This window comes from Maridesulfovibrio ferrireducens (genome assembly GCF_016342405.1).
Taxonomy (GTDB): Bacteria; Desulfobacterota; Desulfovibrionia; order Desulfovibrionales; family Desulfovibrionaceae; genus Maridesulfovibrio; species Maridesulfovibrio ferrireducens_A.
In genome coordinates this window covers 71,552-84,859 of record NZ_JAEINN010000010.1, presented here as the reverse complement: position 1 = coordinate 84,859, position 13,308 = coordinate 71,552, and the positions used below count along the sequence as shown (strand labels likewise).

Annotated in this window: 12 protein-coding genes; 7 read left to right on the top strand and 5 right to left on the bottom strand. The window is 40.1% G+C overall.

Features of this window, described 5'->3' with window-relative positions:
• The first annotated feature begins 1 nt into the window (after position 1).
• Positions 2-1,018, top strand: a complete 1,017-nt coding sequence (locus JEY82_RS12030; RefSeq protein ID WP_304085741.1) for an HD domain-containing phosphohydrolase — start codon at positions 2-4, stop codon at positions 1,016-1,018.
• 17 nt (positions 1,019-1,035) lie between these two features.
• Here the strand turns inward: JEY82_RS12030 and JEY82_RS12025 are convergent, their stop codons facing one another.
• Complete coding sequence (locus JEY82_RS12025; RefSeq protein ID WP_304085739.1) at positions 1,036-3,996, bottom strand: PAS domain S-box protein; 2,961 nt, start codon at positions 3,994-3,996, stop codon at positions 1,036-1,038.
• Positions 3,997-4,216: 220 nt separating this feature from the next.
• Here JEY82_RS12025 and JEY82_RS12020 point away from each other — a divergent pair, with 220 nt between their 5' ends.
• Entirely contained in the window at positions 4,217-5,119 is a 903-nt protein-coding gene (locus tag JEY82_RS12020) for a mechanosensitive ion channel family protein (RefSeq protein ID WP_304085738.1), read from the top strand.
• 76 nt (positions 5,120-5,195) lie between these two features.
• Here the strand turns inward: JEY82_RS12020 and JEY82_RS12015 are convergent, their stop codons facing one another.
• Together JEY82_RS12015 and JEY82_RS12010 are read right to left on the bottom strand one after the other, a co-directional pair.
• Entirely contained in the window at positions 5,196-5,825 is a 630-nt protein-coding gene (locus JEY82_RS12015; RefSeq protein WP_304085736.1) for a BON domain-containing protein, read from the bottom strand.
• Positions 5,826-5,872: 47 nt separating this feature from the next.
• On the bottom strand, positions 5,873-6,172 hold the full coding sequence (locus JEY82_RS12010; protein WP_304085735.1) for a putative quinol monooxygenase: 300 nt from the start codon (positions 6,170-6,172) through the stop codon (positions 5,873-5,875).
• A gap of 239 nt (positions 6,173-6,411) precedes the next feature.
• On the opposite strand from JEY82_RS12010, the gene JEY82_RS12005 reads away from it, so the two are divergent.
• Complete coding sequence (locus tag JEY82_RS12005) at positions 6,412-6,834, top strand: STAS domain-containing protein (protein ID WP_304085734.1); 423 nt, start codon at positions 6,412-6,414, stop codon at positions 6,832-6,834.
• Positions 6,835-6,906: 72 nt separating this feature from the next.
• A complete protein-coding gene (locus JEY82_RS12000) occupies positions 6,907-7,275 on the top strand; it encodes a response regulator (protein ID WP_304085732.1) in 369 nt (122 codons plus the stop codon).
• Positions 7,276-7,283: 8 nt separating this feature from the next.
• Here JEY82_RS12000 and hpnA read toward each other — a convergent pair whose 3' ends face one another.
• Complete coding sequence (gene hpnA, locus JEY82_RS11995; RefSeq protein ID WP_304085730.1) at positions 7,284-8,276, bottom strand: hopanoid-associated sugar epimerase; 993 nt, start codon at positions 8,274-8,276, stop codon at positions 7,284-7,286.
• Positions 8,277-8,523: 247 nt separating this feature from the next.
• Positions 8,524-11,463 carry a PAS domain S-box protein gene (locus tag JEY82_RS11990; RefSeq protein ID WP_304085728.1) on the bottom strand — a complete coding sequence of 980 codons (2,940 nt, stop codon included), beginning with the start codon at positions 11,461-11,463 and terminating at the stop codon, positions 8,524-8,526.
• Between the two features lie 122 nt (positions 11,464-11,585).
• Here JEY82_RS11990 and JEY82_RS11985 point away from each other — a divergent pair, with 122 nt between their 5' ends.
• From JEY82_RS11985 to JEY82_RS11975, 3 genes are all read left to right on the top strand, one after another.
• Positions 11,586-12,290 carry a M15 family metallopeptidase gene (locus tag JEY82_RS11985; protein ID WP_304085726.1) on the top strand — a complete coding sequence of 235 codons (705 nt, stop codon included), beginning with the start codon at positions 11,586-11,588 and terminating at the stop codon, positions 12,288-12,290.
• 54 nt (positions 12,291-12,344) lie between these two features.
• A complete protein-coding gene (locus JEY82_RS11980) occupies positions 12,345-12,809 on the top strand; it encodes an EVE domain-containing protein (protein ID WP_304085724.1) in 465 nt (154 codons plus the stop codon).
• A gap of 199 nt (positions 12,810-13,008) precedes the next feature.
• A complete protein-coding gene (locus JEY82_RS11975) occupies positions 13,009-13,263 on the top strand; it encodes a hypothetical protein (protein WP_304085723.1) in 255 nt (84 codons plus the stop codon).
• The last annotated feature ends 45 nt before the right edge of the window (positions 13,264-13,308 follow it).

Sequence of the window (13,308 nt, the reverse complement as noted above, 5' to 3'; positions counted from 1 at the left end):
TATGCCAAAAGATATAAACTACACAAAAGAACGCATTCTTTTTGTAGATGATGAACCGAATATCCTCGAAAGTTACCGCAGGAGTTTTCGGTCGACATTCGCAGTCAGTACAGCTCTTGGTGGCAAAGTTGCTCTTGAATTGTTAGATTCTTCTCCCCCTTTTACGGTTGTTGTCTCCGATATAAAAATGCCTGTAATGGATGGAATAAAATTTTTATCCAGAGTGCGTGAACTGTATCCCGATACTGTCAGAATGGTTTTGACCGGATATGCTGATCTTAATATTGCAATGAGCGCAGTGAATCAGGGTGATATTTTTCGTTTTTTGACTAAACCGTGTCATCCTGATGATTTAATCAAAGCTATAATTTCAGGGATTAATCAGTTCAAAATGATTCAATCCTCTAGGGAGTTGGCTGTAGTCAGACGTATGAAAGATGCTTTGGAAGGGACTTTGCGCGCCTTTACCCGGTTGGTTGAATTTCGTGATCCCTACACTGCGGGGCATATGGGCCGGACAGCTGAGATTTCAGCGCTTATCGCAACCAGACTCGGTTTAAATCCGGATGTCATACAAGGGCTGCATCTTGCTGCTCTGGTTCATGATATCGGTAAAATAACTGTTCCGTCAGGCGTGCTTAATAAGCCTGAAAAGTTAAGCAAGGCCGAATTTGCCATTATTAAAACTCATTCACTGGTTGGGGCGGAAATATTCGCAACACTGGAAACTGATTGGCCGATTCAACGAATTGTGCTTGAGCATCATGAACGGATAGATGGTTCAGGGTATCCTAACGGATTAAAAGAGAACGAAATTTTGTTGGAATCAAAAATAATCGCGGTAGCTGACTCTATCGACGCTATCCTGACTACACGCCCATATCGTCAAGCCTCGGGTAAGAAGGATTGTATAAGGCTTCTGGAGGAAGATAAAGGGATCAAGCTCGACAGTGACTGCGTCGAAGCCGGCATTGCTCTGCTCAAAGAAGGTCTTATTTTCAAAGATCTGCCATTCTGAGCACTTGGTAATTCAGTCTACTTTAAAGGCAACTTAACTGTAAATGTTGTCCCTTTGCCTTCTTCTGTGTCTACATTAATAAAACCATTGTGCATATTCACAACGACATTATGGGTAATAGCTAAACCTTGTCCGGTTCCTTTGCCTACTTCTTTAGTTGTGAAGAACGGATCGAAAGCCCGGTCGACAATATTTTGGGGCATACCTGTCCCTGTGTCGGAAACCTCCAGAACCGCCCATTCATTTTCTTTGTAAGTAGTTATGGTTATGCACCCCTTTTCCTCGGAGTCTGTGCCTATTTTAGATTCAATAGCATGTGCTCCGTTGATAATAAGGTTTAGTACCACCTGTCCTATTTCACCCTTTAGACAATAAATTTCAGGTAAATTATCGTCGAGATTCAATTCTACCTCTGAAATATATTTCCATTCATTTGAAGAAACAGTAACAGCGTTGCGAACTATTTCGTTTAGATGATGGAGTCCTTTTTGTACTTCTCCGGGATGAGCCAGTTGTTTGACTGACTGGACTATTTCAGAGATCCGTTTCAGTCCGGTTACAGATTCGGCAATAGCTTTAGGGACGTCTTCTTCTAAGTATGCAAGCTCCTCTTCATCAAGAACCGTTTCGGCCATATCTACTAACTCATTGTGTGTGCTATCTGACCGGATAGCTTTGATTAGGTTTTGGCTATTCTTGATCATTCCTAGCAGTGTTGCGAAGGATTCTACCATAAATTGAGTATTGGTACTGACATATTGTGTCGGAGTGTTTATTTCATGAGCTATTCCGGCCGCCAGTTCTCCGATAGACTCTAGTTTTTGAGCTTGCCTTAGTTGAGCTTCAACTATTAATTGTTGGCTGATATCACGTGCGACACATACAAAATTTATGATTTTACCGGACTCATCCCGGACCGGTCCGATGGTGGCGTCTTGTGTATAATGTTTTCCATCTTTTCTAATATTAACTACTCTTCCCTTCCATCTTTTCCCGCCTAAAATTGTATCCCACATGTTGTCGTAGAAAAGTATATCTTGCTCTCCACTTTTAAGAAAACGGGGATTTTGGCCTATTGCTTCTTGAGGTGAATAGCCTGAAATTTCTTGGAAAGCCGGATTTACATAAGTTATTATCCCCTCGATGCTGGTTATCATAATTGCTTCCGCAGCCTGATCAACAGCAGCCGAGAGTCTTTTATGTTCCTGTTCTGCCGTTTTAATTTGAGTTATATCAGTCATTGTAACAACGTATCCGATCATTTGGTCATCACTGTTTTTCAGCTCTACGATTTGTCCCAAAATCCATAAGGTATGTCCCTTCTGGTGAATAAGGCGGAATTCTATACGGTTTTTAGCTATGAAGTCAGCTCCGTACCAATTTGTTTTTATATTTGATTTGTCTTCTTGCTGGACACTGTTCATCCATGCATATCCTGTCTGATCTGTATAGCTCATTCCGGTAAGTTCGTTCATTCTCTCATTGGCGTAAAGCAACTGCCCTTCAATATCTGTGATGATGATGCCAACCGGAGAAGCTATTGCTATTCCTTTGAATCTCTCTTCACTTTCAGCAAGTTTTTTTTCAACTTTCATGCGTTCAGAGATATCTTCGAGTGTGCCGATTACTTCGGTGGATGATTTACCGGGCGATACAGGATTAAAGATTGCTCTGATATAGCTGGTTTTGTTTCCGGTTGATGAAGTAAAAAGATCTTCATAGATGCTTGATTTCCCATTGAGAGCTATTTTTATAGTCTTTTGCATTTTGAGAGGGCTGTCTTGGACTGCATTGTAGCCGATTATTTTTTCTCGCGTTGATCCTAGTATTTTGATTAATTGGTTGTTACAATCAAGGATAATTCCTTCCTGATTAAGCCGGATCATGCCTAAAGGTGAATTTTCGAATATAATTCTATGTCGGGACTCACTTTCCAGTAAATTCTCTCTTGCGATATGGTTTGCAGTTGTATCATTACCGATGCAAAGCAGTTCTTCAACTTCTCCTTTTGAATCTACTATTTTTCTGACTCTCCAGGAAATCCATGTGGTACTGGCGTTATTAATAGAAATGGGTTTCTCGTGGGGACCTTCTCCCTCTCCGAAGAATGTTAAAATAGCACGAAGCGGGGCAGAACTGTTTTGATCAGTGGATTGTCCGGTCAGCACCTGCACTGCAGTAAGGCCAACTATTTTTTGTTCATTGGATTCAAAAATTTTTTTGGAGAAACTATTGGCAAAACTAATAATTCCTTTTTGGTCAATGCTGAGAATAAGACTGTGGGCTCCTTCAACCAGATTACGATAATTTTTTTCACTATTTTTGATGTCATGAAGAATAGGTTCACTAAGCTTAAAGAAAAAGAATAGTCCGAAAAGGGTAAGTAGAATTCCTGAAGTAAATATTGTAAAGTTAGCTTTAAAAAAAGGATTTTTTATTTCTTTTATGTCAATTTTAGCGACAAGGCCGATAAGTTGACCTTCAAGAACGAGTGATGTGTATCCTGCTAGGACTTCGTGCCCTTTGTAGTCGAGAGTGATTAGTGTGCCTGATTTTCCTGATAGGGCTAGCTGCATGGGGATGGCGTGTGAACTTCCAAACGGAATAAAAGCAAATTTTTGGTCTGCTGTAATTTTTTCACCATTTAAAATAAGGAATTGGACATTCTTGTCAGATCTTAATCCTACAGTGAACTCGCCACTGCTGCTCCCAATTTTGAATCTTTTGTGTGCGTGTGCTAAATGGGAAAGAAAAGTTTCCATATTATTATTTGTATCTTTTGCTAAGTTAAGCTCTGTGCTTATAAAGCTTAATTCGCGAGTAAGGCTGGCTTGACTTTCGACTAATTCACTTAATCGGGCCTTTTGTTCATTAAGTGAAGTTTGGTACAGTAGCCATGTGCTGATTATGGAGACAGCACCGACAAGAAAGACCATAATCATGGCCAGTAATATAATACGCCGTTTTTGTTCAAGCATGTAGTTCCTCTCTTGATACTTATCTTATATACTGATCAAGTTGGTTTTGTCACTTTCATGTTAGAATTATTCGAGAATAATTGTGTGGTCGTTTATAGCTGTATTGAGGAAATTTATAATTGAAATATTTTAAAGAAAACCAGAATTATGTATGTTAGAAATTATTCTATATGAACTAGTTTTGACAAATTAATTAACAATTTAAAATAAAAGAAAAAATATGAACGCGACTGACGGAATTGTTGGTAAAATGTTGGTAGATACGTCTCTGGATGCACAGTTGGGATTTTTACATCCTGATTTTTTGAGAGATTTGTTTGAGCAGGGCATTGGATTTGTCAGCCTTTACGGGGTAAGGCTTATCGTCGCTCTTTTAGTCCTTTTTGTAGGAAGAATTGCTTCAAGGCAGATTTCAAATTTGATTAAACGGGTTATGCTTAAAGCGAAGGTTGATGATATTCTAACCTCGTTTATACAGAATATTGTTTACTACATAATGCTTGCGGCGTTTGTCGTTGCGGCACTCGGGCAGGCTGGAATTAACATTACTTCCTTTCTTGCTGTACTCGGTGCCGCAGGTCTTGCCGTCGGCTTGGCTCTCAAGGATACTCTGTCAAATTTTGCCGCCGGGGTTATGCTTATTGTACTGCGTCTTTTTAAAAAGGGAGATTACGTTACAATAGCCGGAACTTCCGGGACAGTGCAGACTCTTTCCGCCTTCTATACAGAATTATCCACTCCGGATAATCAGAAAGTAGTGGTTCCTAATTCTTCAATTCTTAATGCGGTAATTGTTAATACCACCGCAAATAAGACAAGGCGTATCGATCTCGTAATCGGCATCGGATATGAGGACGATATTCCAAAAGCAAAAGCAATTCTTGCAGAAATTCTTGCTGGTGATAAGCGACTTCTCAAAGATCCAAAGCCTGCAATTGTGGTAGGTGACCTTGGCAGTTCAAGCGTGGACCTGCTTGTACGTCCGTGGGTAAGAACTTCAGATTATTGGGCAGTTCGATGGGACTTGCTGGAAGGTATAAAGATTACTTTTGATAAAGCCGGTATCTCAATCCCCTATCCGCAGACAGATGTGCATTTGTATACGGAAGAGAAAGAAAGTTAGATTTAGCTTTAAAGATAGATTTAGATAAAAAAGGGAGCAAATGCTCCCTTTTTTTTGTTGCTGTGAAGTTTAGCTTTTAATTAAAAAGGTTGCGCAAAGGTCTTGGGCGGCTTCGCTTTACTTCTTGGGGGGAGGGAGTTTGGATGAAGTTTATTATTTTATCAACACCGGCTAAATCTTTAAGAGAATTCAGTGCTTTTTTCTTTTCCTCATGAGTTAAAACTCCAAGGACGACAACGACATCCTGAACTACTTTAATCGTAAGTTTTGATGAAGGATAATCAGGCTCCAGCATACTTTTCAGTTTTAATTCAAGTGCAGAGGATGTTTCCGGTTTATTCTCTGTTTTCCTTAAGGGAAGATAGTAGCTGACACCGTTTAGTCCTGTCAGTTTTCCGGCGGCTTTTACCAGCGCTTTACTCTGGTTTTCACTGTCCACCTCACCCACAAGGAATCCGTGTTCGAGATAAACATAAGAGCTTACATTTATGACGTTTGAGGGAGCTTCCTTCAGCACGGCTTTATGAAGCTGTAACTGAAGTCTAACATCTCTAGCTTGTGTTGTGTAAGCACGATCATCTTTTGCAGCTTTATACATTCTGCCATACGGAAGAAACCCGGCATGGGCCGTTTCAGTGGCAACCGTGCCGGAGATAGGGTGTGCAGACAAAAGCATAAGACTTAGAATTATATATTTTTTTTTCATATAACAACTTTAGGCAGAAGTTCTGTTTTGAGGCTGTCTGTATTTTTTTATTCAGTAATTCCAGTAATAAAATCATAAAAATCTATGATGGGTTCTTTCGCCAGTAAACCACCGAGCTGTTCGCCTAGCTGCTTGTAGTGAGCAGATGCGACATGATTTTCAAACGCTGTTTGTCCCGAGTATTTTTCATAAAATAAAAAGCTGCCGTCGTTATTTTTTGATTTATGCAGTCTGTATTCTAATGCTCCTTTTTCCTGTGCCGTTTCTGACACCATATGAACGAGTATTTGTTCAACTTCTGTTTCTTTGCCTTTTTTTGCCTGAAGGGCTGCGGTTAGAATAATCATTTTGAACCTCCGTATCTGTTTTTTATCATGTGTAGCATGATGATTTAAATATATTAGCTCATGTTGATGAGCTCTGTATAGTCTGTATTGAATCCCTTAGCTCATTTTTCCATTTTTAATACTTTGGTGTGCTTTATTGTACTCAATTCTGGAATATAAAATGCATTACTTGTTTAATGACAAACAAGCACACAACAAACAGTATTAATTTACTGAATAATCGAGTCTTTTCGGATAATTTGTCTGATCAGATTATTGACACAGGACATAAGTTCGACTCTGGGGAGGGTCGCACTGCTTCTTTGCCGTTTGATTTATCAGAAGAAATTCGAGGTGATTCGACGGTTCTTTCTCTCCATGGGGTGTATAATACGCAAACTGTAAAGCATCTGAAGCCTCGTTTATATGAATTGTCCGAGGAATGGGATGGCAGAACCATCGTTGACCTTAATAAGGCTTTGTTTATAGATGTTTCGTGTCTTGCCGTATTTTTCAAGGCGCATAAGACGGCTCGGCGTAAGAGGGGCAGTGTCATATTTGTTAATAGAAACGAACATATCCAGAAGGTCTTTCGTGCAGTAAAGATGGACCGTATTTTAAATATTGTGCCCAGTCTTGAAGCTGCAGATGTTTTTTTAAATGATAAGGCTCAAGCCGTATAATATTTTATATTTTAATGATAAAACTTAAGTGTGGAGATAAAGGGAGTGTTCTTATAGCTAAGGAGAAGCAAAATGTCATATACAATATTAGTTCTTGATGATGATACTCATGTCAGAGAAAGTATGGCGATTGCTTTGGAAGATGAGGGGTTAACTGTTTATCAGGCTGAAAGCGCCGAAGTTGCTTTTCGGGTGCTTGATACTGTTCAAATTGATTTAGCTATTGTTGACTTGCGTCTTCCGGGTATGGATGGAACTGAGTTTATTGATGCGGCCATAAAGCTGTGGCCGAAATTGAAATACATCGTGTACACGGGATCTCCAGAGTACCAGATGACTTCTGAGCAGGGGGCAGCATTAAATGTTTCAAATACAATTTTTCTTAAGCCCCTTATGGACTCCAAATCAATAATTGACGAAATCAGGCGTATGCTTGGGTAGTTTGTTTTTTAAACAAGCATCCCGTTTTCCCTGAACCATTTGATGGCATCTTCAACAGCTTGAATTGCCGGGCGGTGAGTATATCCAAGCTCTGTTTCTGCTCTTTTAGAACTATAAAACATTATTTTGCTGGCCATACGGATGCTGTCCGTGGTGGCCACAGGCTCATCTATCAGGTTTAAGCGGGCAAGAATTTCACTGATAATGGCAATGGGGTAGAGGGCCGCAGTGGGAACCTTGCACATGGGGCCGGGTTTACCGGCTGCTTTAGCGGTCATAGCGAAAAGTTCTTTCAAATATAGATTGTCGCCGCCGAGAATGTATCTGCGGCCGATAGTTCCTTTTTCCAGTGCCAGCAGATGACCGCGGGCAACATCTTCAACGTGGGCAATGTTAAGCCCTGTTTCAGCGTAGAATCTTCCACCGTCTCGGGCGGTGTTAAGTATCATGGCGCCTGTGGGAGTCGGACGGGAGTCTCCGGGGCCGACCGGGGTGGACGGATTAACAATAACAGCAGGAAGACCATTTTCCTTAACCATTCTTGATACGGCTTTTTCCGCTAAAAATTTTGATTTTTTATAAGGACTGATCATGCTTTCTAAGCTGGATTTCAAGTCTTCATTCGCGGGTCTTCCATCTGTGTGGTAGCCTAACGTGCAGACACTTGAGGTATATACAATTCTTTCAATTCCAGCTTCGAGAGCTTTTGTCATGAGCAGGCGAGTGCCGTCCACGTTGGTGAGGTACATTGCTTGCGGGTCAGGGACCCATAGTCGATAGTCTGCGGCGAGGTGGAAAAGAAATCGGCACCCTTTCAGCGCTTTTTCAATTGCTTTTTCATCATTTAAATGTCCGGGGCATATTTTTATGCCGGTGCTTAGACATAGCTTTGCTTTTTCTGGATCGCGGACGAGAACACTTACCTTATAACCCTGTTCTAGTAAGATAGGGATTAAGTTGGAGCCGATAAGTCCAGTTGCGCCGGTGACAAGTACATGCATTAATGAAACTCGTTATAAATATTTAGTATAATGAAAGGGGCATATTTAGAATAGTTTAACAGCTTTCAGCAGAATGCTAAACGTCAAAAATGATGCGACTCTAAACTCTTTTTGAAAATGATTATTTGAAATAAAGATCTTAACTAAAACTATCGACAGCAACATATGACAATGATTCTTAATTTTACTTCACGGCAATTAGTTGTCTAAGGATGAGAATATGTCAAGAAAAGCGGATTCTCCTAATCTAGCTTGTGACTTCATATAGTGTTTTTTTGAGTAGTTCCCATTCAAAAGGTTTACTTATATATTCATTCATTCCAGTTTGTATTGCGATATTTCTATCATTATTTGTTGCATGTGCTGTCAGGGCTATTATCGGGACGGAACGATGCATATTAAATTCTTCAGATGTTCTGATTAGATGAGTGGCTTCAAGCCCGTTCATTACCGGCATCTGGATGTCCATTAAAATTGCATCGAATGTTTGTTTGCGAAGTTCTTCAAGGCACATTTCTCCATTTTCGGCGCAAACTACATTGTGCCCCATTTTTTCAAGAAATCTCAGAGCCATGAGTCTGTTAACCTTTTCATCTTCAACCAGAAGAATTTGCAAGGGAGTTTTTTTACCTATTTCTTTAGTGACTTCCGCTTGTAAAGAAACAGGAGGGTCGTGCTTTTCGACATACACGCAGAAAAGTATTGTGGTTCCCACTCCTACCTCGCTTTGAAGCGAAATGTTACCACCTATCAGGTTTACCAACCTTTTAACTATGGAGAGCCCTAAACCTGCCCCCTGATATTTCCTGGATAGTGAGCCGTCCACTTGTGTGAAGGAATCAAAAATGTGTTCGATTTTGTCGTCTGGTATTCCAACCCCGGTATCTTCAATTGAGAAAAATAGCCGATGCTTGCCGGGGGTTGGGTGTGGAAGTGAAAAAACACTTATTGTTATTGAACCTGATTCCGTGAATTTTATTGAATTTCCTACCAGATTAAATAAAATCTGTCGGATTCTGCCTTCGTCTCCTACATAGTAATTCTGTGTGCTCGAATCGATGTTGGATATTAACTGCAGTTCTTTTTCTTCCGCTTGAATTTTAAATAAATCGAGACACTGTTTGATAAGTTCTTTCAGCTCGAAAGGTTCTTCGTAAAGATCCATTTTGCCAGCTTCAATTTTTGTGAAATCAAGAACATCGTTCAATACTCTGAGCAGGTTTCTGGAAGATTGAAGGGCTGTATCGACACAGGATTGCTCTTCTGTATTTAGGTGCGCAATCTGTAGCAGTTGCAACATTCCCATGACTCCATTGAGTGGGGTTCTTATTTCATGGCTTATGTTTGCAAGAAATTCATCTTTCGCCTTGTTGGCTGATTCAGCAGCTTCTTTTGCTTCTGAAAGTTCAGCCTCATTTTTCAATCTTTCGGTAATATCATGAATAATCGAGATTAATCTGGTTTTACCTCTGACTTCAAAAGGTCCGGAAAAAATTTCAACGTTTCGGTATTCACCGTTAGCCAGTCTATGTCTTCCTATTATATTCGAGATCGTTTTCTTTGTTACTTTTTTGACAATCTTCTTAACTTGTCTTTCCGATAAGCTGTTTATGTCGGAAATCTTCATTGTAAGAAGTTCTTCGCGGGAGTATCCGTAATAAGCTTCGGCGGCCTTGTTGGTGTCGAGAATTTTACCGTCAGCAGTATCCAGAATATACATGACAGAGTGGTTATCTTCGAAGAAAGCTCGATAATGTTCTTCACTTTCACGAATTGTAAGTTCAGCACGTTTTTGTTCAGTAGTGTCTTCAAACGCAATACCAAGCTTGTCGTTCTGGAGTAGGAAGGTGCGTACTCGATATGCTCCGGATAGCCTGTTATCTTTATAGAGAACTTCATTGGAGATAAAATCTTTGCCGGTTTTTAAGGGGGAAAGGAAATTATTAAAAATTTGCTGTGCGTCAAAACCGGGCCAGATGTCTAAGAATTCACGCCCGATCCAGTCTTTTAACGTAATTCCGGTAATGTTTTCCGCTGCTGGATTTGCATCTAACAGTTTCAGCGAATCAGGTTTTGTATATTGATAGATGAAAAGTCCAGAGGGAATGTTCTGGAAAATATCGCGTGCTGATTTAGATAAATCAGCATGATTCTTGCGTTCAATTGCTAGGGCAATCTGGTCAGAGCAGGCCGCAAAAAGTTGTAAATCTTCGTTGGAATAAGTACTTGGCATATCATAATCCTGAATAACCAAAACTCCGATAGGAATACCCCGGATACGCAAAGGAACACCAAGCCATACTTCCGGTATAACTCCGCAAACTTCAATTATGCCTTTATTTATTAATCGCATAATTTGTGTTTTGGACATATGAACAGTTTCACTACGTCTAATTGGTAAGAGACTTAACCTTTTGCCTCCCAGACGACTGATGTTTTCAATGGTGGAGCAGTGCGGAGTCGTTTTATCAACACAGTATTCAAATTTAAGAGAATCCTGATCATTATCAATTAAGGCTACAAAAAAATTGTCTGCGTGAAGCTCCTTTATCATTATCTTGTGTATCGATTGCAAGAGTTCATTTAGATTGTCGGAGTACTGAGCATGACTGATTATTTCATATAAAACTGTCTGGATGTGACGGGAGTGTTCAAGTTCTTTCACTTGTTTTTTTAGTTGCTCATTAATCCGCTCGAGTTCTCCGGTTCTTTCCGCAACTTCTGACTCAAGTTGCTTCAAGTATGATTTTTGTGATTGTTCAATCTCTTTTCTAACTGAAATATCCCTCACAATGGAGAGGACCATGGGGGTTCCTTCATAGTCAAATCTTCTGGCGCTGATTTCAACAGGTATTTTTCTTCCGTCTTTAGCAATATGAATTAATTCGAACAGTTTTTTTTGTTCTTGAGCAAAATTTTCAAATAAACTTGGACTGGGTTGGTTTGTCTCCGTGACACTGAACTCTTCAACAGTTATTTTCAGAAATTCATCTCTGGTATATCCCAAACGATTGCATGCGGCTTCATTTACATCGCGAATGAGTCCCCTCGTGCCGTTCGGAAGAATTTCAAACATAAAAACAGCATCTTCAATTGTGTCAAAAAGTAGACGGAAATGATTTTCACTTTGAGCAAGAGCTGCTTCAAGTTGATGAATTCTTTCATTGGTGTTTAAATCGTCAGTCATTGAATTCCACTGTTTAGTTTTTTTGCGCTACACGGAAAGGCTTTATATTTACTTAATACACCAGTATACAATTCTGCGCTACAATCTGTTTGGCGACGTAAAAAGGAAAGAGGTTCACCAATATGAAAGTTGTTAACATCTTTATCGAATCTTTGGCTTTTATTTTTATTTCCGTACTTTTGGTGGGGGTGGTATCCGGTTCAGTTTTGGCCGGGCAACTTCCCGAAGGTTTTTGTTATGTTGACGAAATGATACCTGAAGCTATGTATGATGCCCGCTATTTTACAGAAAATAATTTTTTAGGTGAGCAGGTTGACGGTTATTTATCTCCTCGTATTGTTTTGACTGTTCGTGCAGCAAAAGCTTTAGCCGAAGTTCAAGCTGAACTGGTTCCTTTCGGTTTAATTCTCAAAATTTTTGATGGTTATCGTCCTCAGCGAGCGGTGGACCACTTTGTGCGCTGGGGGCGGAATGTATCCGATACCCGCATGAAATCTATTTTCTATCCCTCGGTAGATAAGAAGAATCTATTTCGCGATGGTTATATTGCCGAAAAGTCCAGTCATTCACGAGGGTCAACTGTTGACTTGACGATTGCAGATAAAAGTACCGGATCTGAGCTTGATATGGGAACCACATTTGATTTTTTTGGTCCTGCCTCTTGGCCTGAGAATGATAGTATTAATCCGCAGATTAGGGCTAATAGGGCTTTATTACGCCAATTAATGATAAACCACGGTTTTAAACCACTCAAAGAAGAATGGTGGCATTTTACTCTGGACAACGAACCTTATCCTGATAAGTATTTCAATTTTGTGGTAAATTAGAGATTGAACGTCAGTTTTTGTTCATGGTCTGTCTGAAAATAAAGGAGAATGTTAATGACTAAATACTGGCTTATGAAATCTGAACCGGGATGCTTCTCTATTGATGATCTGGCTGCTGCCGAAGATCAGATAACTTCATGGGACGGAGTTCGTAATTATCAAGCCCGCAATTTTATGCGGGATGATATGGAACTGGGTGACAAGGTTCTTTTTTATCATAGTATTACGAATCCTTCTGTTGTCGGAATTGCTGAAGTGGTTCGAGAAAGCTATCCTGACCATACGGCATGGAACATTGATGATCCACATTTCGATCCTAAATCTTCTGAGGAAAATCCACGTTGGTTTATGGTGGATATCAAATTTGTGGAAAAGTTTACCAATCCTTTACCTCTTAAATTTTTACGAACTGTCAGCGGCCTTGAGGGGATGGAACTTCTTAAAAAAGGTTCAAGACTTTCAGTTATGCCTGTGTCTGAGGGAGAATTTAAAACCATCCGCAGAATTGGAAAGGAGTAGCCATATTCAGTCTTATCAGGCTTATACTTTACAGTATGATTAATTCCTATTTATACTCGCATCATAAGCAATTTTAGCGACCCGTGATACTGCCCCACCTTTTTTCAAAGGTCTATTTTGAATATCCACTTATACTCCGGGGCTGCAATTGTCTCAGGAGAGTATATGTTAAGCATTGCCTGCCAGGGCGGTGCTTACCGTGTCTACTAAACCATGCGTCGGTTGCGGATGGTGCTGTCTCTCAGATCCATGTGAAGTTTCACACAGGAAATATGGCTATATGGCCCGTTGTCCTGATCTTTTCTGGGATGAAAATCTAAATCGCTATATCTGTCTTCTTATGGGGGACCCTGTTGAGGGAGACGATGCCCGTCGTCAACTTTTTGAAGGGCTTGGTTGTTGTGCGCCCCTTGTTTTATGGAGAAATGATGTCCGGAATCGCGATGATGATTGAGTTCTTTGATTTCTGCATAATTAGTTAAGTTTTTTTAAATATTAT